Annotated in this window: 12 protein-coding genes; 5 read left to right on the top strand and 7 right to left on the bottom strand. The window is 69.7% G+C overall.

Going from position 1 to position 25,900, the window contains the following annotated elements:
• Positions 1–5: 5 nt before the first annotated feature.
• Both G6N14_RS19980 and G6N14_RS19975 read right to left on the bottom strand, forming a co-directional pair.
• A complete protein-coding gene (locus G6N14_RS19980) occupies positions 6–1,001 on the bottom strand; it encodes an Rv0497 family membrane protein (protein WP_085136537.1) in 996 nt (331 codons plus the stop codon).
• Positions 998–1,984, bottom strand: a complete 987-nt coding sequence (locus G6N14_RS19975) for a Ppx/GppA family phosphatase (RefSeq protein WP_085127637.1) — start codon at positions 1,982–1,984, stop codon at positions 998–1,000. The genes G6N14_RS19980 and G6N14_RS19975 overlap by 4 nt, the downstream gene beginning before the upstream one ends.
• 71 nt (positions 1,985–2,055) lie before the next feature.
• Here G6N14_RS19975 and G6N14_RS19970 point away from each other — a divergent pair, with 71 nt between their 5' ends.
• The 5 genes from G6N14_RS19970 (at position 2,056) to G6N14_RS19950 (ending at position 9,355) form a co-directional block, all read left to right on the top strand.
• The gene (locus G6N14_RS19970) at positions 2,056–2,850 is read left to right on the top strand and encodes a DUF3109 family protein (protein WP_085136536.1); all 795 of its coding nucleotides are present in this window, start codon (positions 2,056–2,058) and stop codon (positions 2,848–2,850) included.
• A 198-nt stretch (positions 2,851–3,048) separates the two neighbouring features.
• On the top strand, positions 3,049–3,846 hold the full coding sequence (locus G6N14_RS19965; protein WP_234808973.1) for an ABC transporter ATP-binding protein: 798 nt from the start codon (positions 3,049–3,051) through the stop codon (positions 3,844–3,846).
• A complete protein-coding gene (locus G6N14_RS19960; RefSeq protein WP_234808972.1) occupies positions 3,828–6,359 on the top strand; it encodes an FtsX-like permease family protein in 2,532 nt (843 codons plus the stop codon). Before G6N14_RS19965 ends, G6N14_RS19960 begins: the two co-directional genes overlap by 19 nt.
• 29 nt (positions 6,360–6,388) lie before the next feature.
• Positions 6,389–7,756, top strand: coding sequence for an FAD-binding oxidoreductase (locus G6N14_RS19955; RefSeq protein ID WP_085136535.1), 1,368 nt, complete (start codon positions 6,389–6,391; stop codon positions 7,754–7,756).
• 93 nt (positions 7,757–7,849) lie between these two features.
• Positions 7,850–9,355 carry an amidase family protein gene (locus G6N14_RS19950; RefSeq protein WP_163787278.1) on the top strand — a complete coding sequence of 502 codons (1,506 nt, stop codon included), beginning with the start codon at positions 7,850–7,852 and terminating at the stop codon, positions 9,353–9,355.
• Here G6N14_RS19950 and G6N14_RS19945 read toward each other — a convergent pair.
• The 5 genes from G6N14_RS19945 to G6N14_RS19925 all read right to left on the bottom strand — a co-directional run bounded on the left by G6N14_RS19945 (position 9,329) and on the right by G6N14_RS19925 (position 25,863).
• On the bottom strand, positions 9,329–10,084 hold the full coding sequence (locus G6N14_RS19945; protein ID WP_085136746.1) for an energy-coupling factor transporter transmembrane component T family protein: 756 nt from the start codon (positions 10,082–10,084) through the stop codon (positions 9,329–9,331). The genes G6N14_RS19950 and G6N14_RS19945 overlap by 27 nt on opposite strands.
• A gap of 14 nt (positions 10,085–10,098) precedes the next feature.
• Positions 10,099–12,075 (bottom strand): ATP-binding cassette domain-containing protein, encoded by a 1,977-nt coding sequence (locus G6N14_RS19940; protein WP_085136533.1) that lies wholly within the window; start codon positions 12,073–12,075, stop codon positions 10,099–10,101.
• 249 nt (positions 12,076–12,324) lie between these two features.
• Positions 12,325–13,314, bottom strand: coding sequence for an NAD-dependent epimerase/dehydratase family protein (locus G6N14_RS19935; protein ID WP_085136532.1), 990 nt, complete (start codon positions 13,312–13,314; stop codon positions 12,325–12,327).
• Between the two features lie 4 nt (positions 13,315–13,318).
• On the bottom strand, positions 13,319–18,739 hold the full coding sequence (locus G6N14_RS19930; RefSeq protein WP_085136531.1) for a non-ribosomal peptide synthetase: 5,421 nt from the start codon (positions 18,737–18,739) through the stop codon (positions 13,319–13,321).
• A complete protein-coding gene (locus G6N14_RS19925; protein WP_085136529.1) occupies positions 18,736–25,863 on the bottom strand; it encodes a type I polyketide synthase in 7,128 nt (2,375 codons plus the stop codon). Before G6N14_RS19925 ends, G6N14_RS19930 begins: the two co-directional genes overlap by 4 nt.
• Positions 25,864–25,900: the final 37 nt, after the last annotated feature.

Genomic DNA, 25,900 nt, shown 5'->3' with positions numbered 1-25,900 from the left:
ACCGGCTAATTGGCGTGCAGTGCCAGCGGCCCCAGTGTGACCAACAAACCGACCGCGACAGCGATCAAAGTGCTGACGATGTCGGAGGTCTTGCGGACCACCTGCACCGCCGCCACCAGGCCCAAAGTGACCAGGACGGTGAGCACCAGGGCCACGATGCTGTTCCACTGCCACAGCTGGTCGAAAGCGATGAACAGGCCGCCACCGAAGGCCACCGCCAGGATCGACTGCAGCACCACCAGCGCGGCGCCCACCAGGCCAGGCCGCCCTGCGTAGTCCTCGGCCGCCTCCTCGCCCGCGGCGGCCTGCGCGGCCACCGTGGCTTCGTCGGCGCCCTCGTCTTCCCGGGCAGGTTGCACCGCGCGGCCGGCGGAGCCGCCCTTGGTCAAAAACGACCGGACGAATGCGGAGTCCCCGCTCGGCAGGCCCGCGTCGCGGACGTCGGCGTCCATCACGTCGACGGCGATGTCGGTGTAGGTGTCGACCGGGTCGGGCCGCATCCCCTCGGCGCCCGAGCCCGTCGGCCGAATCTCGGCCGGCGGACCGTCCGGTGCGGCTACGGGGTCCCGCCGGCGCAGCGGCCGGGGATACTCGCTCTGCTCGGGACGGCCGGACTCCTGCGGCAGCTGTGGCGGCGACTTGGGCCAGCGCGGCTCGGCCACCGGCCGCCGGGCGGGTTCGGCCCGCTGCGCCGGCCGCGGACCGGTCGGGGGTCGGTCGTCCTCGACGAAGCCGGGTGCCGGGCCGAGGGGCAGCGCACCGCTCGGCGCGCCGTCGGCGGCGGCCGGCGGGCCGGCCTCGGTCTCGGGTGGGGCCGTGTCCCGGATGATCGGGATCTCGCCGGTCAGCTCCGCCACCGTGACGGCGTCGGCGTTGCCGCGCCTGCGGCGGCGCCGTCCGGACACCGGCGGCGAACCGATGGTGCCGTTCTTGGCGAGCAGTTCGGCAACCGAGATCGGCCGCGTCTCGACGTCGCGTGGGTCGGGCTTGGGTCCAGTCATCGGTCCCCTCCCTGGCGGGCCAGCCCCATCGAAGGGGATCCGAAGAGAGTGACGCCGTCGGCTTCACTGTCGAGTCGGCGCAGGATCAAGCCTTCCCGCAGCGCCCACGGGCAAATCTCCACTGTTTCGATCGACAGCGCTCGCATGCTCGCTTCCGCCACCAGCGCGCCTGCCACGATCTGTGGCGCCCGCTCGGCGCTCACCCCTTCCAATTCGGCCCGATCAGCCGTGGTCATCCTAGAGATAAATGATATGAGCTGCCTAAGGCCGGTGGCGGTCAATGTGCGCCGTACCCGCGGCCCGGCCGCCGAGGGAGCGGCGCCGGTGAGCCGCGCCAGCGAACGAAATGTCTTGGAGCTGGCTACCGCCAGATCGGGCGGACCGGCGTCCAGCACGGCTGCGGCCGCGGGCGCCAGCTCCGTGTCCAGCCAGTCGCGCAGCATCGCCACCCGGCGCCGGCCGGGGGGGTCCTCGGTCAGCCACTCCCGGGTGAGCCGTCCGGCACCCAACGGCAGCGACAGCGCCACGTCCGGCTCCTCGTCGACACCGCTGGACATCTCCAGGGAACCGCCGCCGATGTCGAGGTTGTTGATCCGCCCGGCGCTCCAGCCGAACCAGCGCCGCACCGCCAGGAACGTCAGCCGGGACTCGTCCTCGCCGGCCAGTACCTGCAGTTCCACCCCGGCCTCAGCCCGCACCCGGGCCAGCACGTCCTCGGAATTGGACGCGTCGCGCACCGCGGAGGTGGCGAACGCCACCAGCTCCGCACAACCCGAACTCGCTGCGATCGTGGCGAATTCGCTGACCGTGGAGACCAGCTTGTCGGCACCGCGCCGGGTGATCTTGCCGGAGCTGTCCGTCGCCTCAGCCAGGCGCAACGTGGCCTTGGTGGAGCTCATGGGCGTCGGGTGGCCACCACGGTGGGCATCGACCACCAGCAGGTGGACGGTGTTGCTGCCGACGTCGAGCACCCCTAATCGCACCCAACCAACTTAGTGGTGCGCGGCCCAGACGATGTGAGGCAACGTGAATTTCTGGTCTAGCGTGGAGTTTCGTGACCCCCGAGCAGCCTCGCTCCCACCCCGGGGAGGTCGGCCTGGACTTCCCCCGCGAGTGGGTGGAGTTCTACGACCCCGACAACCCCGAGCACCTGATCGCCGCCGACCTGACCTGGCTGCTGTCCCGCTGGACCTGCGTCTTCGGGACCCCCGCCTGCCGGGGCATCCTGGCCGGCCGCCCCGACGACGGGTGCTGCTCGCACGGCGCGTTCCTGTGCGACGACGACGACCGGGCCAACCTCGATGACGCCGTGGCCAAGCTCACCGATGCCGACTGGCAGCTGCGCGACAAGGGCCTGGGCCGCAAGGGCTATCTGGAATACGACGAGAACGACGGCGAGGAGCAGCTGCGCACCCGGACGGTCAAGGGTGCCTGCATCTTCCTGAACCGGCCCGGCTTCGCCGCCGGAGCGGGCTGTGCCCTGCACATCAAGGCCGTCCGGTTGGGCGTGGAGCCCCTGACGATGAAGCCCGAGGTCTGCTGGCAGCTGCCGATCCGCCGCAGCCAGGAATGGGTCACCCGCCCCGACGACAGCGAGATCCTCAAGACCACGATCACCGAGTTCGACCGGCGCGGGTGGGGTCCTGGCGGCGAGGACCTGAACTGGTACTGCACCGGCGACCCGGCGACCCACATCGGCACCCGCCAGGTCTGGCAGAGCCTGGCGCCCGAGCTGACCGAGCTGCTGGGCGCCACGGCCTACGCCGAATTGGCGGCGATCTGCCAGCGGCGCAACGAACTGGGCCTAGTGGCCATTCACCCCGCCACCCGGGCCGCGCGGCCCAGCTGAGCGCGACGGGCAGCGGGTTCCCGCTCAGCCGCGGGTGGGCACCGCGGTCGCGCGCCGAACGATTTTCGGCAGCGACCTGCGTCGCCTATGATCAGCCGCAGCGCCGCGTAGCGCACCAACTTCGCGGAGTGCGTAACGAATTGAGAAAACGCGCCCAACGCGGGCATCATCGTAGTGTTACGAGCCCGCCGGAGATTCATGATCAGGACCGAGATGCACACCATGGATATGGAGCTCGCCCGGAACGGACACACGCCGTCGGCCGTTCTCAGGCCTCCCGTGGTCCTCGAAGCGCGCAAACTCAACAAACAGTTCGGTCAGGGCGATACCGCGACGCCGATTTTGCGCAACATCGATATCCAGATAACGCGCGGAGAATTCGTCGCCATGGTCGGGCCGTCCGGCTCGGGCAAGTCCACCTTGTTGAGCATTCTGGGGCTGCTGGACACGCCCACCAGCGGTGACGTCCTGATCAACGGCCAGTGCGTCTCACAGCTCTCGCGCCGGCAATTGGCCGCCGTGCGATGCCAGACGCTCGGTTACGTCTTCCAAGCCTTCAATCTTCTGGCGGGACTGTCGGTGGTCGAGAACGTGATGCTCCCGGGCCTGTTGGCGGGCAAATCGGGCCGTTCGCAGCACGCCCATGCGATGAGCCTGCTCGAGCAGGTCGGCCTGGCGACCAAGTCCAAGCGCGTCCCGTCGGAATTGTCCGGCGGCGAGCAACAGCGGGTTGCGGTCGCGCGGGCACTTTTCATGAAACCCGACGTGATTCTCGCCGATGAGCCGACCGGCAACCTGGACACCGTAAATGGGCAACGCGTTATCGACGCCTTGTACAACCTGAATGCAGCCGGCCAGACAATTGTTCTGGTGACTCACGATCGAAAAATAGCTGACGACGCTCCGCGTCTCGTTTCCTTACTCGACGGTGAAATCGAGACCGACAGCGGAATGGTTCACGCGGCAAATAATGTGACATGGCTCGCGGAACATTAGCCGCGACATTCGGACTGCTCCGGATAATCAACTTCCGCGCTGTTCGTAAACACGCATTCCGGGCGGCGCTGGCCGCATTCTCGCTCGGCGGCGGCGTCGCCGTCGTGGTGGCCGTCATGATCGAGGTCACCAGCGTCTCCAAGGCCGTCGAGGACGTCGGCTATCAGATCGCCGGTCCCGCACCCCTGCGGGTGATCGGTGCGGCCACCCGCGGCGGCATCAGTCCCGCCGTCGTCGAAGACTCCCGGGCCGTGCCCGGGGTGGCGGCCGTGGTGCCCGTCATCCGCGGCGTGACGATGATCCGCACCGACGGCAAGGACAGTTTCGGCCTGGGTCTGGGCGTGGACTGCTCGGCGCAGTGGATCGTCGACCCCAAGGTCTGCCAGGCCGGACAGCAGGAGCCGCCGCCGGCGATCTCGAAGTCGCTGGGGGACGCCCTGGACGACTCCGCGGCCCTGGTCACCGACGTCGGGCAGTTGTCGCTGGAGAAGTTCCAGCGGGTGTCCGACCTCGACGAGGTCAACAACGGCCTGGTCGCGGTGCTGCCGCTGAGCATGGCGAAGGTGCAGTTCGCCCGCGGCGACCGGGTGGACATGCTGTACGTGACCCTGGACAAAGACGCCGATGCCGGCGAGGTCCAGCAGCGGTTGAAGACCACCCTCGGTCCCACCTACAGCGTGCAGCCCCGCAGCGAGCCCGCGCGGGGCTACAACGTCAATGACGTTCTGCTGCCGCTGCTGGGTATCTTCGCCCTGATCTCGATCGGCGTCGGAGTCATCCTGATCACCCAGATCACCCGGCTCTCGGTCGAGGAGCGGCGCCGCGAGATCGCAATCGCCTCTGCGCTGGGCGCCTCACCGGCGTCGATCATGACCGGCTTCCTCAGTGAGGCCGCCCTGTTGGGAGCCGTGGGCTCGGCGATGGGTGTGCTGACCGGGATCGTGATCTCCGAACCCATCGTGGCCAGCGCCAGTGAACTGACCGAACGTTTTGTCGGCGTCACCGTCCCGGTGATCCTCAAGCCGGCCATCCTGATCGTCGGCGTGCTGGCCGGCCTCTTCCTGGCGGTCGGGGCCGCGATCGGCCCCGCGGTCTCGGCGTCCAACACCCCCATCGCGGCCGAGTTGTCCGGACGGGCGGCACAGGAACAGACCACTCAGCGCAAGATCTGGTTCAAGGCGCTGCTGCTGCTGGCGATCGGCCTCACCGGGGTGATCGCGGCACGGCTGGCGACGCTGTCCGGCGCGCTGGTGGCCTGGCAGGCCGTCATCGCCGACGCCGGCGCGGTCGTCGCGCTCATCGGCCTGCTGCTGGCCACCGCATACCTGAGCGCGCAGGCGATCACCAGCCTGCGGCCGAAACCGGACCGGTCGCACGGAGCGACGTTGACCATCGCGCTCAATGCCCTGCGCTCGGACCGGTCCCGCACCGCGGCCATCTCAGGAGCCATCGCAGTGCCCGTGGTGGTCGCAATCCTGCTGTCAGGATTCCTGGTGGCGATCCACATCGGGGCCACCAAGGTGGCGACCTCGCAGGCGGACGGCCGCATCGCCATCACCACGACGCAGTTCGCCGACTACGGGCCGATCGACGCCCGATTCGCGCCCCAGACGGTCAACAAACTGAGCTCGCTGACCGGGGTGGAAAAGATCGAACGCATGGCTGAAATCGAGATCAGCCTCAAAGACGGCTCGCTGGCGCATATTCAGGCCCAGGACCGGCCGACATTTCCGTTCGGATTGCTCGCCGGACAATCCCCGGAGGACAGTCAGAAAGCCAATCAGGTCGTCCTCGGCAGCGTTCTGGCGCGGGAGAAGAATCTCCACATCGGTGACACTCTTGTATTCGGCAGTGGACTTGACGCTCAGGCTATGAGCATCGGCACCATCGTGGCCACTCCCGAGTACGGCGGCCGGCGCATCTACATGCCCTACTCCGTCGCCGAACAGATCTACGGCCCCCAGCCCGCCGGCCTGGTCTTCGCCACCCCGGCGGCCGGCTTCACCGCCGCCCAAGTCATCGACACCATCAGAGCCGCGGAGTTCGACCAACCGGTGACCGCGGTCGACACCGACGGTTATGCCGCCGACATCGCCGCCTCCATCGGCCGCTACCTGACGCCGCTGAACACCCTCAAGTACGGCCTGCTGGCGATCGCCTTCATCTCGGTGCTGTCGACGCTGCTGCTGGTCGGCATCCGGCGCCGACGGGAAGTGGCGCTGATCCAGGCGCTGGGCGCCACCCGGGTTCGGGTGTTCAGCATCACCACCATCGAGGCGGTCGTCGCCGGTGCGGCGGGCGGTCTGTTCGGCGCGGTGCTCTCGATCGCCATCTCCGAGGCGGTGCGGCGGGCGGCCGTCGTCAACGTCGGCCTGGTCACTCCCCTGGTATTCCCCTGGACCGATGCGGTGATCTACGCCGTACTGGCCACCGTCGCCGCGGTCTTCGCGGCGATCATTCCCGCTTGGAAGAGCACGCGGTCCACCCCGGCGACCGAGCTCCGCGACGAGTGAGTTCGCCGCGCTGACCAGTTAAGGATGCAATGACAGTCACCGCCCCCACCATCCCCGGCTTCGCCGGCGACGCCGTCTACCCCGGTGACGCCCGCTACGACGAGGTGCGCCAGGTCTTCAACGGGCTGATCGACAAGCGGCCGCAGGTGGTGCTGCAGTGCCGCACCCAGGACGACATCGTCGCCGCGGTCCGCTACGCCGTGGCCTCCGGCGCCGAGATCGCGGTGCGAAGCGGTGGTCACAGCGTCGCCGGCCACTCGGCCACCGACGGCGGCATCGTCATCGATCTGACGCTGATGCGCGGGGTGCGGGTGGACCCCGAGGCGCGGATCGCCTACGTCGATGCCGGTGCCACCTGGGGCGACGTCGACCCGGTGACCAGCCGGCACGGGCTGGCCTGCCCGGGCGGGGTGGTCTCGACGACGGGCGTCGGCGGGTTCTCGCTCGGCGGCGGGATCGGGTGGCTCTCGCGTGCCCACGGCATGACCTGCGACAACCTGATCGGCGCCACCGTGGTGCTGGCGTCGGGCGAGGTGCTCTCGGTCAGCGAGACCGAGAACGCCGACGTGCTGTGGGGTCTGCGCGGCGGGGGCGGGAACTTCGGTGTCGTCGCGCAATTCGTGCTGCGGTTGCACCCGGTGAATGGTGTGACCGCCGGCGTGCAGTCCTACCCCGACACCGACGCGGAGGCCGCACTCAAGCACTTCCGCGCCCAGATGGACAACGCCGGCGACCACCTGGCGTCGATTCTGGACTTCTCGACCGATCTGACCACGGGCCAGTCACTGGTCAATGTTCTGGGCTGCTCGACACGGACCGACGTGGTCGGCAGCGAGGACCTGAGCGCGCTGCTCAATGTCCGCGGCGTGGCGGCCAAACCGGTGCTGGCAGTCCAGCACCAGCTGGATTATTCGACCTGGCAACAGGCCCTGGACTACACCGCGCCGTACGGCTGGCTGAACTACTGGAAGTCGCTGTTCGTCACCGAGCTCACCGACGAGGCGATCCGGCGGATCGCGCTGCTGGGGCGGTCGCGTCCCTCGGCGCAGACCCGGCTGCACCTGATTCGGCTCGGCGGTTACGCCAGCCGGGTTCCGCCGGAGTCGACGGCCGTGGTCGCCCGCGAGCACCCCTACATCATTCACCTGATGGCGACCTGGACCGATCCCGCCGACAGCGCACGGTGCACGGCGTGGGCCGGACAGGCCTTCGAGATCCTGCGTCCGCTGGGTCCGGCAAGCGCCTACCTGAACTTCGTCGGCGACGAGGGGCAGGACCGCATCCGCGCCACATTCGGCGATGCCGGCTACCGGCGCCTGGCCGAACTCAAGGCGCGGCTGGACCCGGACAACCGGTTCACCCTCAACCACAACATCGAGCCCGCAACGGGGAGTTAACCCTCAGCAGTTCTTTCGTGTGTCGCCAACACCGACGCACGGTTGAGCCCCCGCGTTCTGGGTATTGTTGTCCGCGGGGGAAAGGACGCCATGATGTCTGCCGCGCACGATGAGGAGTTGGTTTTCGCAGGCGTCGCGCGTTTGGCGCAGTTGGTGCGTGCGCGCGAGGTCTCGCCGCGCGAGTTGGTGGCGCTGTATCTGGACCGGATCGCCAGCCTGGACCCCGTTTTGAATGTGTTCCGCACCGTGTTGGGTGACCGGGCGATGGCCGAAGCCGCACGCGTGGAGCAGCGACTGGCTGCCGGGGAAGCGCTGCCGCTGGCCGGCGTACCGATCGCGATCAAAGACGACACCGATGTTGCGGGCGTTTCGTCGATGTGCGGCACCGGGATTGACGTCGGCCCCGCCAGCACCGACAGCGCCGCGGTGCGCCGGCTGCGTTCTGCCGGCGCGGTGATCATCGGCAAAACCCACCTGTCGGAGTTCGGCGCCTACCCGGTGAGCGAATCGGCGACCTGGGGGGTGACCCGCAACCCGTGGGATCTCTACCGCACCCCGGGAGGCTCCAGCGGCGGTTCGGCGGCCGCCGTCGCCGCGGGGATGGTGCCCGGCGCCACCGGCAGTGACAGCGGCGGCTCGGTTCGCATTCCGGCCGCGTGCTGCGGGCTGGTCGGGCTGAAGGGCCAGCGCGGCCGCATCAGCACCAAGGAGTCGCCGGAACGGGCCTACCGGTTCCACGGCCTCAACCACATCGGGCCGCTGGCTCGCAGCGTCATCGACGCGGCCTTGCTGCACGACGCGATGACCGGCCCCGAACCCGACGACGAGATCGCTTCGCCGCCGCCGGCACCGCCGCTGACCGAGGCGCTGCTGACGCCGCCGCGCCGCTTGCGGATCGCGATGTCGTTCAAGCCGGTGGTCCCGGTGGCGGTCAGTGACGAGGTCCGCCGCCCGGTTCTCGCGACCGCGGAGCTGTTGCGGTCGCTGGGCCATGAGGTCATCGAGCGCGATCCCGTCTATCCGGTGACGGGTATCGCCGCGGTGCTTGCCCTCTTCATGAACGGCTTCGCCCACGAAGTCGAACGACTACCGAAAACCGAACTGCTGGAACGGCGTATGCAGGCCGAGGCCCGGACCAGCAGGCTGGTTCCGGATTGGCTGGCCCGCTGGGCCGTCTCGGCCGAACCCCGGATCACCGCCCGCTCGCAGCGCCCGATCGCCGACGTCGACCTTCTGATGACCCCAGTGCTGGCGATTCCCCCGGTGCGGGTGGGCTATTTCGAGGGCCTCGGACCGACCCGCGCCATGCTGCGGATGCTCAAGTTCATCCCGTTCACCTTTCCCCAGTGCTACAGCGGTCAGCCCGCCATGTCGATTCCGACCGGGATCTCGTCCGACGGCCTGCCCGAAGCGGTGCATCTGGTGGCGCGGGCCAACGACGAAGCCACTCTGGTTTCGCTGGCCGCGGAGATCGAGTCGGTTGCGCCCTGGGCGCAGCGTCGTCCACCCACCGAATCGCTGCTGTCGCAGGCCGGACTCTACGACGGTATGCCGTCGGCGGCAGCGGTGCGCTCAGCCGAGCAGCACAGCGAGCGCTAGCGTCCCGGCGAGCACCGTCACCGCGAGCGCATCACGCCATCCGGGCGGCTGCGGTTGGGCCGCGATGCGGCCGACGCCGCCGCGCGCGGTGATGGCCTCACCCATCTCCGTTGCGCGGCGCAGCGAGACAACCATGGCGGCGGTGGACAGATTGACCAGTTCGGCGCGGCGCGACAGCTTCTGCGGTTGCGGCGGCTGCAGACGGCGCGCCGCCGAGAGCAGCCGGAATTCTTCGGCCAGCATCGGAAACATCCGAAAGGCCAGCGACGCCGTGACCGCCCAGTCCTCGACGGGCAGCCGCACGATGCGCAGCGGCCGCAAGATCAGCGCGACCGCCGGGGCGATATCGGCCACATGCGTCGTCCACGAGGTCACCGCGCCGAGGCTGAGCAGGGCCACCCCCAGAGCCGTGATGCGCATGAAGTCCAGGAACCCGCCCACCCCGACGGCGTGGGACCCGAGCGTGATCTGCGGGCCGCCGCCGTTGGCGATCGTCAGTAGGCTGCCCACGGCGAGGATCCCCCATATCCCGCGGGGTATCGACGGGATGCAGCGCGGCGAGATGCCGGCCAGGGCGGCGGTGATCCCTACCAGAAGCACCACCAAACCGATGACCGGCCATGTCGGCTTGATCGTCAGGAGTGCCGATATCGCCAGTACAGCAATAAGTTTCGTACCGGCCCACAGCGCATGAATCGGCGAGGTCCCGGGCACGGGGCGCATCAGCATCAGCGGCCGGCGGCTCACGGCTGCTCCGTTCGGGCGCTCGCCGGGGTTGCGGGTTCCAGACACAGGGTGCGGGGACACAGTCGCGCCATGCTGTCAGTGTCGTGCGAGATCACCACGATGGCCTGCCCTTGGTTGCGGATCCCGACGAGCAGGTCGATGAGATCGGACTGGGCGTCGACGTCCAGACCGGCCAGCGGTTCGTCGAGGATGAGCAGGCGCGGGGAACGTGCCAGCAGTCCGGCCAGCGCGAGCCGGCGCAACTGTCCTCCGCTGAGCCGATCGATCAGCATGTCGGCCAGCGCGGCATCCAGGCCGACCGAGGCCAGTGCACGGTGGATGCGCTCGGTGTCGGTGACCGCCCACCCCGCCAGCGCGGCCACCGCCGCACCGGCATGGCCGCGCAGCAGTTGCAGCCGCGCGGCCTGGAAACACAACGCGACCGCACCCACCTGTTCGGCGGCAGGGCGTCCGTCGAGCAGGCAGCTGCCCGACGACGGTTCCAGCAGCCCCGCCATGATCCAGGCCAACGTGGACTTGCCCGAGCCGTTGGCGCCGTAGAGCAGGACGCCGTCGCCGGCGGCCACCCGGAACGAGACGTTGCGCAGGACTGGCGTGGACCACGGCGTGCCTGCGGCGTAGTCGAATGACACATCGCGGACGTCGAGAATCGTCTCCCTGCCGCGTTCGGGGGCGGGGCCGGGTTGTGGCTCGATGCGGGCGGCTTCGCGCTCGCCGTTGCCGATGGCGACCACCTGGTCGGCGGTGCCGGCTTCGGCCGGGTAATGGGTGATGTGCACCAGCCCCAGACGGTGGTGCCCGGTCAGACCGTCCAGGACACTCAGCAACCGCTGCCGGCCGGCTTGGTCGACCATGGTCGTCACCTCGTCGGCGATCAGCAGCGCCGGCTCGCGGGCGAGCGCCGAGGCCACCGCGAGCCGCTGCAGTTCCCCGCCCGACAGCCCGGTGGTGTCGCGAGCGCCCATGCCGCCCAAGCCCACTTCCTCGAGCAGGCTCTCGACGTCGACGTCCCGGTCGGCTGTCAGGCCCCACACGACGTCGTCGCGGACCCGCATACCCAACACCTGACTCTCCGGGTGCTGGAAGACCAGCGCGGTACCGCCGGAGCGGCCGAGGCCGACGCCGGCGGGTCGTTCGACGGTCCCGGTGGTCGGCGGCAGGCCTGCCAGGATGCGCATCAGGGTGGATTTCCCCGAGCCGTTGGCACCGGTGACCGCGACATGGGCGCCGACATCGACGCGCATGCTGATCGGGGCCAAGGCATCGTGTTCGGCGCCCGGGTACCGGTAGCCGACATCGGTCAAGACGACCGGCAGCGGGCCGGGGGCGCCCTCGTCGGGGGCAAACGGCAGCAGGTTCGCCGGCGAGAGGTCCGTGACCGCCTCGAGTCGGCGCAGGACGGGGGCGAGCACCCGCCAGCCGAAGGACGTGCCGAAGATGACGATGAGCCAGACCGAGATTCCGAGGAACACGACCCAGTGCGCCCGCCACCCCGCCATGGCGGAATCCAGACTCGCGGCGGCCCCGCCGAGCACGGGGACGTTGTGCAGCAGCGCCGCGAGCCCACCGGCGTTGGCGGCCAAGGTGTTCAAGAGCACCTCACGCATCTGGGCCATTGCCGCGAAGAACCCCAAGGTGATTCCGGACATCACGACGCCCCACCCGGCTGCGACGGCCAACAGCGTCGGCACACCGCGGCCGTAGCGCCTGACCCGGCCGGTGATCACGCCCATGTAGGCCGCTGTCCCCGCCGCCACCATGGCCCCGAAACCGGCGATCATGAAACTGATCAGACAACTGACGGCAAACGCCGCACCCGCGGCGCGCAGACGGTGCCGGTAGCTCAGCACTCCCATGGGCACCGCACCCATCCATGCCAACACCACCGCACCCGGCAGGACGATCGAGACGATCGCGATGCCGGCCATCAGCGCCGCGGTCATGGCGGCCTGCGCCAGCTCGGCCGGCTGCATGCCCCGCGGCCGTCGATCCGTGGTGCTGCTCTCGGGCTTCGCCGCAGGCCACGGGTATGCGCGCCGTGAACTCACGGCAACGGCTCCACCGATTTACACCCCGGGCACACAGCTGAGACCCCTTTCCCGATAAGTCGACTGTGTCGGAACTTTATAACCTCGCGTCCATACCAGTTGCAGGCGGCATGCCAATATGCCCAGGGTGGCCACGCATCAGCCGTCGAACGCGGAGGGCGGCCCGGCTAGCTGCTAGTCCAGATAGCCGTTGTCGCGGTACCACTGGTAGCCGGCGCGCAGCGCGGTCGTGAACGGCGTGAACGGCACGCCCAGCTCCGTGCGGGATTTGGTGGCATCGGCGTAGATCTCCGCGGTGGACAGGCGCATCTGGCGGGCATCGATCGGCAACCGCGGACCCACGACGGTCCGGGCGACGCTGACCCCGGCGGCTGCCACCGGAAGCAGCCAGCGCGGCAGCACCACCGACGGTGGGCGCCGGCCGAAGAGCTCGTTGGCGGCACCGAAAACCTCACGGAACAACAGGTTCTCCCCGCCGAGGATGTACCGCTGGCCGATCTGGCCATGCTCCGCGGCCGCGATATGCCCGGCTACCACGTCATCGACCGAGACGAAGTTGGTGCCGCCGGGAGCGGCGAACCACAGCCGGCCCTGCTGGGCCTGGACCAGCATCGCGCTGGCGATCCGGTGGACGTCGCGGGGCCCGATCACCACCGACGGATTGACGATCACCGCGGGCAGACCGGCGGCGACGGCCTTGCCCAGTTCGGCCTCGGCCAGATGCTTGCTGTGCCCGTAGGGGAACTGCCGCGGACGGATATTGAATTCGTCGGACTCGACCAGGTGGCGGCCGCGCTCCGGGACGCCCAGTGCTGCAAGAGAACTGGTGAAGACAAATCGCTTCACCTCGGCCCGCGCAGCGGCGGCCGCCATGTCGCGGGTGCCATCGACATTGGTGCGGTAGAGCCGGGTCTGGGTTCGGTAGCGCCAGTAGTCCGAGATCGCGGCGGTGTGGAACACCCAATCGCAGTCGGCCATCGCCTCGGTCAGGGCGTCGACACCGTCGTTGACGTCGCCGACCCGAGTTTCGCAGTCCAAGCCCGCCAGGGCGGCCAGCGGCGAACTCGAGCGCCGCAGCACCCGCACCTCGATACCGCGCCGCAGCAGCGCGGCTACCAGGTTCGAGCCGACGAAACCGGTTCCCCCGGTGACCAATGCGCGCATCGGATCAGAACCGGTAGGTCGTGCAACCGACCTCGACACCCGAGCCGACCGCCATGATCAGCGCCACGTCCCCGGGCTTGACCAGCCCGCGCTGCCGGGCCTCGGAGATCTGGTAGGGCAGTGTCGAGGTGAACGGGTCACTGGTCTGGCCGTGCGCCGCCAGATCGAGGAACCGCGACCTGTCCACACCGATGTGCGCGGCCAGCTCATCGAGGGCAGCTCCGGGCAGATAGGGCGGGAGCACCAGTGCGATGTCCGCGGGCTCCAGACCCTCCAGCATCAACAGCTCCTTGACCGTGCCCGGCAGGCAGCTCACGTAGATGGCGGCCAGGTTCGGGTCGCGGTCCACCCGCAGCCAGGTCCGGCCGTCGCGTTCCTGGGTATAGGTGACCAGGGCGGCCCGGTGCTCCGGGTGGTGGCCGAAGACGAACCGGCCGAAGCCCTCCGGACCGGGGCTGGGGCTGAGCATGATCCCCGAGCCGGTCTCGGCGATGCCGTTGCGCGCGTAGCCGCTGTCCGGGGTGTTGTTCTCCACTTCGGAGGCCAGCACCATGGCGTGCGCGGTCCGGCCGGCGCCGATCATGCCGGCCGCCATGTGGCAGCCGTTGAGGAAGCCGACCGCTCCGTTGAGGACGTCGAACGCGAAAGTCTTCGCCGCGTCCGCGGACTCCGGCTCGGCGTTGATGCCGACTTCGCCGGCGACCAGGGTGGCGACCGCCGGCTCACTGAGGAAGTCATCCCGATAGATGCCGGCGTGAATCACCAGGCCGACCTCGGTCCGCTCGACGCCGCTGTCCTGCAGGCAGGCGCGGGCCGCGTCGACGGCGAATTGGATGGAGCTGGGCGTCCCCGCCGCGTGCGGGGCGGTGCCGATGCCCTCGATCCGCACCCGCGGGGTTGCCGGAAGCTCCCGGCGGCCACCGGCGGAACGGCCCGGCCGCGCACCGTGGCCGGACTGGCCGGTACCGGCGCGGCGCATCCGGTCGGGCAGGTCGTCAAAGGTGTAGAGACCGCTGCCGATGGTCTGGCCCGAGCCGGTTATGGACAGCACCACGTTGTCACCGGAGTTGATCCGCCCGGCGTTGATGTAGTCATACAGCGCAACGAAATGCGTCGTGGTGGCGGTATTTCCCCGCTCGGCGAGATTGCAGATGGTGTTGGCCCGAGTTGCCGCACCGGCGCCGAACACCCGGTTGATGGTCAAGATGGCGTCGTTGATCGACGCCTCGGATGTCTGATGCATCAGCAGCTGATCGGCAGTCTCGGGACGCCATCCGTGCCGCTGCATGACCGCCGCCACGTAGGGCACCGAGTGTTTCACCGCGATCGCGGTCTGGGTGACGGAGTCGGTGACCATGATGGCGCCGCCGTGCGGGCCGTCGGTGGCCTTGGCAATGCACAACTTCGCGAATTCGCTGTAGGTGGCCAGGTCCAGCTCATGGAAACCGACCCGGTCGTTGGGCCCGAGTTCGAGCACCACCGCCGCACCGGCATCGCCCACCGTCAGGCAGGCCAGCCGCGGGTCCATCGCCCCTTCGATTTCCTGCTGCGCGGTTTCGGTGATGTGGCTGATGTATTCGCCGCTGACGATCAGGGCGTTGCGCACCAGGCCGGTCTTGAGAAAGTCCTGGGCCACGCTGACGCCGGTGAACATGCCTGCGCAGGCGTTGTTGATGTCGAAGCAGACGGCGTTGGCCAGCCCAAGTTGGTCGCGCAGCTGCGAAGCGGTGCTCGGCTCGAAGGTGAACATGTGCTCCGGGCCGTCGCAACGCGAGATGTTGCAGGCGATCACCAGGTCGATCTCTTCGGGTGCGTAGCTTGATCGGGACAGGCAGTCGGCGATCGCCTTGCGGCCCAAGTCGATCGAGAATTCGTCTTGGCCGGCCATCCGCCGGCTCTTGATGCCGGTGAGCCGCTCCAGCGGGATCTTCACCTCGTTGACGCAGTCCGCGAGTACCTGTTCGGTCGAGACCGCCCGCGGCGGCAGGTACACACCGAGACTCTCGATCACCACGTTGCGTCCCGGAAGGCTGCGCGCCGGCACCGGTGTCTGCTGGGGCGCCGATACGGCGACTGCGGGTTCGGGCCGGGGAGCGGCGACGGCACCGGCCGGGGCGGTCGCCGGTTCCGGGTCCTGCTCAGGTGCCGGCGTGTTCGTGCCCGCGCCACCGATCGGGCCGAATGCCTCGGCCAGCTCGGCAATGGTGCCGTAGACGAACAACGACTCGGGCCGCAGTTCCAGCCCCAGCTCCCCGACCCGGACCGCGACCTCCAGCGCCTGGGTGGAGGCGCCCCCGAGGGCGAAGAAGTCGTCGGTGACACCGACCCGGTCCACCTCGAGCACCTCGCGCCAGATCGCGGCCAGGGCCTCTTCGGTCGGGTCGCGCGGGGCGACGAATTCTGCAGGCGCCGCGTCGAGGTCTTTGTCGCGCGCGAGCAGCGCCCGGCGGTCCACCTTGCCGCTGGCCGACAACGGCAGCAGGTCGGTGGTGCGGAAGACCGCGGGAACCATCGCCGCCGGCACCAGTTGCAGCAGGAAGCGACGCAGCTCGGCGGTGGCGGGGGCGGCCGCGACCGGCACGATGTATGCGATCAGCTGGTTGTTGCCGGCGGCGTCTTTGCGGGCCACCACAGCGTTCTCGGCGATCCCCGGGTGGCGCGCCAGCGCGGCCTCCACCTCGCCGAGCTCGATCCGGAAGCCGTTGATCTTCACCTGGTCGTCATGCCGGCCCAGGTACTCGATGTTGCCGTCGCGCCGATAGCGGGCCAGGTCGCCGGTGCGGTAGAGCAGCGGCGGCGGACTGCCCTCGGCGGGCTGAGCGCCGAATGGGTCGGCGCGAAACGCCGCTGCAGTGGCCTCGGGCCTGTTCAGGTAGCCGCGGGCGACGCCCACGCCGCCGATGTGCAGTTCACCGGGGACTCCCACCGGAACCGGGTTTCCCGCCGCGTCCAACAGATGGATCGCGATGTTGGCGATCGGCCGCCCGATCGGAATGATGGGGTCGGAATCCCCGCGCACACAATGGAAATGGGTGACATCGATGGCGGCCTCGGTTGGGCCGTAAAGGTTGTACAGCTCGGCGGGCAGTGCGTCGAAGAACGCGTCGCGCAGATCCGCGGTGAGCGCCTCGCCGCTGCAGAACACCTTGCGCAGGCCGCCACAGGCGGCCGATTCCGGCTCGGCGAGAAAGCGGCGCAGCATCGACGGCACGAAATGCATTGTGGTGACGCGCTGCTCGACGATAGTACGGGCCAGGTAGGCGGCGTCCTTGTGACCTTCTGGTTTGGCAACCACCACGCGGGCGCCGACCGTCAACGGCCAGAAGATCTCCCAGACGAACGGGTCGAAGTTGATCGGGGTCTTGTGCAGCACCCGGTCCTGTTCGGTCAGCGCGTAGGCGTCCTGCATCCACAGCAGTCGGTTGCGGATGCCGGCGTGGGTGTTCAGCGCCCCCTTCGGCGCTCCGGTGGAACCGGACGTGTACATCAGGTAGGCCAGGTCCGCCGACGTCGTGCCCGTCTCGGGCGCGGCCGCCTCTTCGGCGGGCGCCGTGGACGGCTGGTCCAGGCACAGCCGAGCTCCGGTGAAAGCTGTTGGGACATGCGGCAGATGCGCACGGTGCGTCACACATACCGGAGCATCCGGAATGTCGGCGAGCATCGCTTCCATCCGGCCGGTGGGCTGGGCGGGATCCAACGGCAGGAAGACGCCACCGGCCTTCAGTACCCCGAGCAGGGCGATCACCAGGTCCTCGGAGCGCTCCAGCAGCACCGGAACCACGGCCGGTCCCGGCCCGGCTCCGACCCCGAACTGCCGCAACCGATGTGCCAGGCCGTTGGCCCGCCGATCCAATTCGCCGTAGCTGAGGTCGCGGCCGTCGTAGCTGACCGCTACGGCATCCGGCGTGCGCACGGCGACCGCAGCGACCATCTCGTGCAGGCACGGCGGGGCCGACGGGTACTCGACCGCGGTGTCGTTCCAAGCCCGCAGGGTGGCGCGCTCGGCATCGGTGAGCAGCGACAGCTGCGACAGGGGCGCCTCGGCCGCCCCCTGCTCCACCAGGCCGGACAACAGCAGCGAGAAATGCTGCCCCATCGCGTCGATGGTCGAGGCGTCGAACAGGGCGGTGTTGTATTGCAGCGCCACCTGCAGCTGGTCGCCCTGCTCTCCGACCTGCATGGTGATGTCGAACGGCGAGCCACCCTGACCGATGTAGAGGGTTTCCAGCGAAAGGGCGTCGGCAGAGCTCTCGTCGAACAGCCGGACCTGCTGCCAGGCGAACGACACCTGGAACAACGGCGTGCGTGCGGCGTCGCGCACCGGCCGCAGCCGTTCAACGAGTAGCGGCAGCGGGTACTCCTGGTGGCCGATGGCGCCGAGCACGGTGTCCTTGACCTGACCGAGCAGCGCGGAAAAGCTTGGGTCGTCGCTTAAGTCGACGCGCAGCGGCAGCGGGTTGGTCACGTAGCCGACCATGCCCATCAGACCGGCCCGGTCGCGGCAGGCGAACGGCGACCCGATCACCAGATCGTCCTGGCCGCTGTAGCGCTGCAGCAGCACCGCATAGGCGGCCAGCAACGCCATGTAGGGCGTCACTCCGGCAGTCCGCGCCAACTGCTTGACACCGGCGGTGACCGCGGCGTCGATGCTGAATCGGTGCAGCGCGCCGTCATAGGTCTGCACCGCCGGACGGGGCCGGTCAGTGCTCAGTGCCAAGGTCGGCAGGTCGCCGGTGAGCGTCTCGCGCCAGTACTCCCACAGCCGCTCGCCCTCAGGCCCGGCCAGCATCCGGGCCTGCTGCGCGGCGTAGTCGACGTAGCGGTCCGCGGGTGGCCCCGGCGGAGTCGAGGACTGTGCGCCCTGTTCGGCGGCGTAGAGCGCACGCAACTCGTCGAGGATCACGTCGATGGACCAGAAGTCGACGGCGATGTGGTGCACGGTCAGCAGCAACACGTGGTCGTCCGGCCGCTGCAGCACCGTCAGTCGCAGCACCGGGCCGGTACGCAGATCGAACGGCCGATTGATCTCGGTCTGGACGCACCTGTCGACTTCACTCGGGTCCGAACCGGTCTGGTGGACGGCGATACGCAGGGGCCAGCGCGGGTGCACCAGGGCAACCGGATGGCCGTCGCGCTCGGTGTAGGTGGTCCGCAGCATCGGGTGCCGGTCCACCAGTGCCTGCGCGGCGCGCTGCAGGGCCGCCATGTCCAGGTCGCCGTGCACACGCCCGGCGTAGGCCACCGTGTATGCCGCACTGTCCGGCGCCAGGCGGTGCATGAACCACATCGAGCGCTGCCCGTAGGACAGCTCGTGCTCGGACGCCGCGTCCTTGGCCTTGGCCAACAACAGCTGGGCCAGCAGCTCACGCTTTTTCTCCGGGGAGAGGCCGGCGAGGTCGGCGGGCACGTCCGGATGGTCCGTCACGCGCTGCCTCCGTCTTTGACCTGTTCGTCGTCGGCCATCATCTTGGCCAGCAACGCATCCACCGCTTCGTCGGACAGCTCGGTGACCTGCGCCAGCAGCTCCATCTCCGGCGAGGCCACCTCGGCGGCGCCCGGCGCCACGGCGGTCTCGGCGGCCACCGCCGGGACCGGCGCCGCGGCCAGCTGCTCGGCGAGCCAGCTGGACAGGCTGACCACGCTCGGCCCGTCCAGCAGCCGGGCAACCGGAACGACGATACCGAGCTCCCGCTCCACTTGGATGCGCAATTCCAGCGTGATCAGCGAATCCACCCCGAGACTGTTCAACGGTGCGCTCACGTCCAGTCCAGTCGGGGCCAGACCCAGCTTTCCGGCGACCAGGTCGCGCAGGTAGGTCTCCAGCAGCTGCTGGCGCTCCTGCGGACCGGCCGCCGCAACCGCGGCGAACAGACCGCTGTCGGATTCCGCACCGCCCGCCGCGCCCGCGTCCTGCCGTTCGCGCAGCAGCGGCGACCTCGCGCTGGGGCGCCACCGCGCCCAGTCGATGTCGAGCACCATCGCCTGGGTGGCGCCGTCTGCCAGCAGCGCCGTCAGAGCAGCCAAATACTGTTCCGCCGGCATTCCTTCGACGCCGTAGTGGGCGAAGTGCCGGTGCAGCTCGGAGTTGGTGAACATGCCCAGCCCGGCCCACGGGCCGAAGTTGATGCTCAGCGCCGGCTGGCCGGCCGCCCGGCGCTGCCAGGCAAGCGCGTCCAGGAAGGCGTTCGCGGCGCCATAGTTGGCCGCACCGGGTGATCCCAGAACCGACGCCGCCGAGGAGAACATCACGAAGAAGTCGAGCTCCGCGCCGGCGGTGAGGGTGTGCAGGTTCCAGGCGCCCTGCACCTTGGGGGCCGTCACCGAACGCAGCTTTTCCGCGTCCAGGCGCGCCAGAATCGCGTCGTCGACAGTTCCGGCGGCGTGCACCACACCGCGCAGCGGCCGCATCGAGTCGGCGATGACGGCCAGCGCCGCGGCCACATCCTGCGGCTTGGTGACGTCGCCCTGAGTGACCGTGACGTGCGCACCGGCGGCGCGCAGGCCGTCCAGGGCCGCCTGCGCGGCCGGTGACGGTGCGCTACGGCCCATCAGAACCAGGTGGCGAGCACCGCGCTCGACCAGCCAGCGGGCCACTGTGCGACCGACCGCGCCGAGGCCGCCGGTGACCAGGTAGGTCGCGTCGTCCCGCGGCGCTACCTCGCCGGTCTGTGCCGCCGGTGCGATGTAGGGCTCCAGCCGGGCGACATAGCGGCGGTGACCGCGCAGGGCGACATCTGTCTCGGGGTTGTCCGACCAGATCTCGCCGAGCAGGCCCCGCAGCTCTTCGGGACCGCCGGCGGCGGACAGATCGACGCCGGTGGCCCGCAGCTCGGGGTGTTCGTGGTCGATACTGCGGCCCAGCCCCCAGACCGGTGCCTGGCCTACCGACAGCGCCCCCGTTTCGCCGTCGTCCTCCCCCGCCGGCTGCGCCCCGCGGGTCACCAGCCACAGCCGCGGCGATTCCGGCCAGCCGGTGCGCGTCAGCGCCTGGATCAGGTGGACGACGCTCAGCGATCCGAGCGTGATCGCCGTCTGTAGCGACTCGTCGGTGGTGTCGGCCGGTGCTGCGTCCAGCACGTTCCATAGGTGCACCACCCCCCGGCACGGCGGGCGGTCACCGCCGAACGCGGCGCGCAGCAGCTCCCCGAAGTGTTCGGGGCGGGCCGGGTCGATGCGATAACTGTCGGCGGAGATCCGTTCGATCTCGGCGAGTCCGACAACCGGTTCGACCAGCACACAGGACTGCGACTGCGCCTCGAGGTAGTCGCGCAGGATGTCGGCGACCGGACCGTCGGACAGGATCAGCCAGCTCCCGGCACCCTGGGGCCGGGGTTCGGCGTCTGTCGCCAACGACGCCGGCTGCCAACGCATCTGGTAGCTGCGGGCCCGCGGGTCTGCGGGGGCGGTGCTGACGGCCGGCGCGGGCGACGCCCCGGCGGCCAGGGTTCCGGTGGCCAGCAGCGACCACTGCGTTCCGGTGTGGTCGCAGACGTAGCACTCGAAGCTGTCTCCGGTCAGCGCGAACTGCACCGTAGGCCCCTGGCCCGGGGCACCGAGGTTCAGCTCGGCAACCGAACGGTCGCCGGGGCCGAAGGCGACTTCAGCCGCGGTCAGCGCCAACTCGCGCAGGCCGTCGGCCGACAGGGCGGCCGGACCGGTGATGTCCACCTCGGCCAGCACGGTTTCGGGCTGCGCCGCCGACCTGATCGGTCCGCGCCAGCCACCGCCGCCGGGCGCCCCCGCGGCGCTGTGCCGCGGCGCCGCGATCGAACCGGCGTTGAGCCAGGAATGCACCCGCTGCCAGGGGTAGGTCGGGGCAGGCACACAGCGGCTGCCGGAGGGATAGATCTGTTCCCAGGCCACCCGCTGCCCCATGGTGTAGAGCGTGCCCAGGGAACCGAGCATGGTCGCCCGGCCCTCGTCGTCGCGGCGCATCGAGGGCAGCAGCGTGGCGCTGCGATGCAGATGCTCGGCATCTTCGCGGGCCGCCGTCAGCAGGATGGGATGCGGGCTGAGCTCGACGAACGTGTTGTGCCCGGTTTCGAGCAGCCGCCGCAGCGCCGGCGAGAACCGGACGGGCGAGCACAGGTTCGCCACCCAGTAGTCGGCGTCCAGCAGTTTGTCGCCCACCAGTTCGCCGGTGACCGTCGAATACATCGGCACGGTCGGGGCGGTCGGCTTCAGCTTCACCAGGCTGCCGCGCAGCCCGGCGCCGAGGGCCTCCATCTGCGGACTGTGCGAGGCGACGTCGACCTCGATCCACCGGCAGAACCGGTCTCGCTGCTGGAGCTTGGCCATCAACTGTTCGAGCACCGTGCGGTCGCCGGCGAGCACCGTCGACCGGTAACTGTTGCTCGCGGCGACGGCCACCTCCGTCTCGTGGCCGGCGATCAGATCCTGCGCCTCGGCCATGGTGGTTTCGGTGACCATCATCGCCCCGCGCCCGCGGACGCCGCGCAGCATCCGGGCACGCGCGCAGATCACCCGGGCCGCGTCATCCAGGCTCAGCGCGCCCGCGACGTGGGCAGCCGCGGCCTCGCCGAGGCTGTGCCCCACCACAGCCGCCGGCTCGACACCCCACGACCGCCACAGCGCCGCCAGTGCGACCTGAATCGCGAAGATGGTCGGCTGCAGAATCCCGATGTCGGAGAGCTTGCAACGGTCCTGCGGACCGTCCTGGGCGGCCAGCTCCTTGAGGATCGAATGCCCCAGGTGCGGGAACAGCGCGTCGTCACAGGCCGCCAGCGCATCGGCGAACACCGGCTCTTGCGCCTGCAGTCGAAGCGCCATGCCGTGCCACTGCGAGCCCTGTCCGGAGAACACGAACGTGACACCCGGGCCGGGCCGGCTGGGCGCACAGTGCCCCACCGCCAATCCCGGGCGCGACTCACCGAGCCGGTAGGCCGACAGCGACTCGAATATCGCCGCCGGAGTGTCACCGACCACCGCGAGCCGGTAGTCGTGGTGGCCGCGCCGGGCCCCGGCGGTGTAGCAGAGGTCGGTCAGGGCGCTGCCGCCCACCAGGCCCCCGGAGAACAGGGCCATCTCGTACTCGCCGACCAGCGCGGTCAGCGCTTCGGGCGAGCGTGCGGACAGGGCCAGCAGCTCGGTGCGCGGCGCCCCGCCGTCGTCGGGGTGGCTGCTGCGGGCTTGCGGGGCTTCGGTCAAGACGACGTGGGCGTTGGTGCCGCCGAACCCGAACGAGCTGACCCCGGCCACCGCGCGGCTGGCCGCCGGCCACGGGGTCAGGCTCTGCGCCACCTCCAGCGGCAGGCTGTCGAACAGGATGTGCGGGTTGGGCTCGGTGTAGTTCAAGCTGGCCGGGATCGCGCGGTGCTGCAATGACAGCGCCACCTTGATGAGGCCGGCGATGCCGGCCGCCGCCTCCAGGTGGCCGATGTTGGTCTTGACCGAGCCGACCAGACAGCGGCTGCCCGCCGGCCGGCCTTCGGCCAGAACCGTGCCCAGGGCGTTGGCCTCGATGGCATCGCCGATCGCCGTTCCGGTGCCGTGCGCCTCGATGTACTGCGCCGCGCTGACCGGAAGGCCGGCCCGGTGGAACGCCTCGGTGAGCACGTCCTCCTGCGCGCGCCCGCTGGGTGCGATCAAGCCGTTGGTCCGGCCGTCGGAATTGGTGGCACTGCCGCGGATCACCGCGTACACCGGGTCGTTGTCCTGCAGGGCCCGGCTGAGCGGTTTGAGCACGACCACCCCGGCACCCTCGCCGCGGACATAGCCGTCGGCGTCGGCGTCGAATGTCTTGCAGCGGCCGTCGGGCGCCATCACCCGGGCCTTGCTGAAGTTGATCGCCAGCGCCGGCGACAGGATCACATTCACTCCGGCGGCCAGCGCCATGGTGCATTCGCCGTCTCGCAGGCTGCGGCACGCCAGGTCGACCGCGACCAGCGAGGACGAACAGGCGGTGTCGACCGACATGCTGGGGCCGTGGAAGTCGAACGTGTAGGACAGCCGGTTGGCGGCGATGCTCAGCGCGTTGCCGGTGCCGGTGTAGGCGTCGACGAGCTGCGGCTGTCCCAGCCGCAGGAAGCCGTAGTCGTTGGTGGAGATGCCGACGAACACGCCGGTGCGGCTGCCGGCCAGCTGATCCGGTACCTGACCGGCGTCCTCCAGCGCCTCCCACGCCACCTCGAGCAGCAGTCGCTGCTGTGGGTCCATCTGCGCCGATTCGCGCGGTGAGATCCCGAAGAACTGGAAGTCGAACTGGTCGACCTGGCCCAGGAAGCCGCCGCGCCGCGTGACCGCGGTGCCCGGCACCGACGGGTCGGGGTTGTAGAAGGCATCGGCGTCCCACCGGTCGGCCGGGACGTCACTGGTGGCGTCGACCCCGCCGGACAGCAGCCGCCAGAAGCCCTCGGGGCAGTCGGCGCCGGGGAACCGGCAGCCGATGCCCACGATGGCGATCGGCTCGTCGGGCGCCGGCCTGTCGGGGCGTTCGGCGGCGGCTCCCGCCGCCGGAGCCGTCGGGGATTCGGCCGCGATGCGTGCCAGATGCGCCGACAGCAGATCGATCGACGGGTATTCGTAGGCGATGGTGGGAACCAGCTCGCAGCCCAACCACTTCTCGAGGGCGCTGGAGAGCCGGACCGCGTGGATGGAGTCCAGGCCGTAGAAGGCGAAGGGCTTGGAGGGGTCGATCTCGGCTACCGGCAACTCGAGATCTTGGGCCAGCCGCTCGATGAGCCAGGCGCTGATCTCCGCGGCTCCCGGGGTGTCCGACGAGCTCTGCGCGGCCGGGGCCGGCTGCGAGGCGGGCTGGGCCTGGGCATCGGCTGCCGACGGCCATTGCGCCACCAAGGGCAGTTCGCCGTCGAGATACCGCTGCTTGCACGCGCTGCGCTGGATCTTGCCGCTGGAGGTGGTGGGCAGCTGCAACGGCTGGACCAGCACGACGGCGTGCGTGCGCACCGAGTGGTTCTCGGTGACCGCGGTGCGGATGGCCCGCATGGCCTCGTCGGCCTGATCGCCGCTGATCCTGCTCGGGTCCACCTCCTGGACCACGACCAGCTGCTCCGCCGCACCCGGCTCCGGAGCGACCGAGAACACCGCGCCCCGACCGCGCAGCAGCGCCGGGTTGGTGTTCTGAACGGTCAGCTCGATGTCGTTGGGGTAGTGGTTGGTGCCGCGGATGATGATCAGGTCCTTGCGGCGACCGGTGACGAACAGCTCCCCGAAATGCAGGAAGCCCAGGTCACCGGTGCGCAGGAACGGTCCCTCGCCGGTATCGGCCAGCGTGGCGCCGAAGGTCTCCGCGGACAGTTCGGGGGCGCCCCAGTAACCGTGCGCGACGCTGCCGCCCGACACCCAGATCTCGCCGACCCGGTCGCCGGCGCATTCCAGGCGGGTCTCGGGGTCGACGATGATCACCCGCTGGCCGCCGCGCGGCTTGCCGCAGCCCACCATGGTCGCCACGTTGGGGTCCTCGGGCGCGACACCGATCACCCGGTTGTCGCCGAGGGCGACCCGGTCGATGTGCTGCACCATCGGCACCGGCAGGTCCGATCCGCCGGAGACCAGCAGGGTGCCCTCCGCCAGCCCGTAGACCGGGTAGAACGACTCCGCCCGGAAGCCGGCCGGTGCGAACAGCTCCGCGAAGCTGTCCAGGGTGGCGGTGCGCACCGGTTCCGCTCCGCAGAGCGCCACCGTCCAATGCGACAGGTCCAGCGCGGCTCGTTCTTGCGGTGTGCTCAGCTCGACACACAGGTCGAAGGCGAAGTTCGGCGCGGCGGTGATCATGGCGCGATGCCGGGAGATCGCCTCCAGCCAGCGCATCGGCCGCTTGATGAACGCCGTCGGCGGCATCAGGATCGAGTTGCCAGCCACATACAACGTCTCCAGCAAGCCCCCGATGAGGCCCATGTCGTGGTACGGCGGCAGCCAGAACACACCGGTGGCCTGCATGTCGGTGCGGGCGCCCCAGGCTTCGGCGATGGTCACTAAGTTGTGCACCAGGTTCCCGTGGGTCAGCACGACGCCCTTGGGCGCGCTCGTCGACCCGGAGGTGTACTGCAGCATCGCGATGCTCTCGCCGTCGATCTGCGGCGGCACCCAGGCGGCTTCGCTGCCCGCGGCAGTGTTGTCGGTAAGCGACCAGCGCAGTGCCGGCCCACCCGGCAGGCCGTCGATCGCGGGCTTGATCTTGGGCTCGATCTCGCTGGTGGTGAGCGCGAAGCCCGGCTCGACGTCGGCGATGATCGACTCCACGCGCGGCAGCAGGTGCTCGCGCATGGGCGGATGCACCGGGATCGCGATGGCCCCGGCATACAGGCAGCCGAAGAAGCTGGCGATGAAGTCCAGGCCCGGGGGGCACAGCACCAGAACGCGTTCCCCGGTGGCGCCGTTGGCGTGCAGGTCCACCGCGATCTGACGGGCGCGGCGGTCCAGCTCCCGGTAGGTGATCCGGCTGACCTCGTGCTCGTCGCCGTCCCGCGAGAAGGAGAAGGCCAGCTGGTCGCCGCGCTGCTGCGCGCGTTGCGTCAGCAAGTCCACCAGCGTGCGCAAAGGTTGCACCGTGTCGTCCGGCCCGCTCATCGATCGCGTCTCCCGTATCCCTGACGAAGATGGGTTC

Origin of the sequence: Mycolicibacter hiberniae (genome assembly GCF_010729485.1) — a bacterium.
Lineage (GTDB): Bacteria > Actinomycetota > Actinomycetes > Mycobacteriales > Mycobacteriaceae > Mycobacterium > Mycobacterium hiberniae.
This window is presented reverse-complemented; position numbering and strand designations above follow the sequence as displayed.

Excerpts from the sequence above, each read along its gene's own strand:
- G6N14_RS19945 (WP_085136746.1), bottom strand. The coding sequence starts at position 10,084 with ATGCTGATGCGCCCCGTGCCCGGGACCTCGCCGATTCATGCGCTGTGG.
- G6N14_RS19965 (WP_234808973.1), top strand. The coding sequence starts at position 3,049 with ATGATCAGGACCGAGATGCACACCATGGATATGGAGCTCGCCCGGAAC.
- G6N14_RS19960 (WP_234808972.1), top strand. The coding sequence starts at position 3,828 with ATGGCTCGCGGAACATTAGCCGCGACATTCGGACTGCTCCGGATAATC.
- G6N14_RS19950 (WP_163787278.1), top strand. The coding sequence starts at position 7,850 with ATGTCTGCCGCGCACGATGAGGAGTTGGTTTTCGCAGGCGTCGCGCGT.
- G6N14_RS19925 (WP_085136529.1), bottom strand. The coding sequence starts at position 25,863 with ATGAGCGGGCCGGACGACACGGTGCAACCTTTGCGCACGCTGGTGGAC.
- G6N14_RS19935 (WP_085136532.1), bottom strand. The coding sequence starts at position 13,314 with ATGCGCGCATTGGTCACCGGGGGAACCGGTTTCGTCGGCTCGAACCTG.
- G6N14_RS19980 (WP_085136537.1), bottom strand. The coding sequence starts at position 1,001 with ATGACTGGACCCAAGCCCGACCCACGCGACGTCGAGACGCGGCCGATC.
- G6N14_RS19955 (WP_085136535.1), top strand. The coding sequence starts at position 6,389 with ATGACAGTCACCGCCCCCACCATCCCCGGCTTCGCCGGCGACGCCGTC.
- G6N14_RS19940 (WP_085136533.1), bottom strand. The coding sequence starts at position 12,075 with ATGCAGCCGGCCGAGCTGGCGCAGGCCGCCATGACCGCGGCGCTGATG.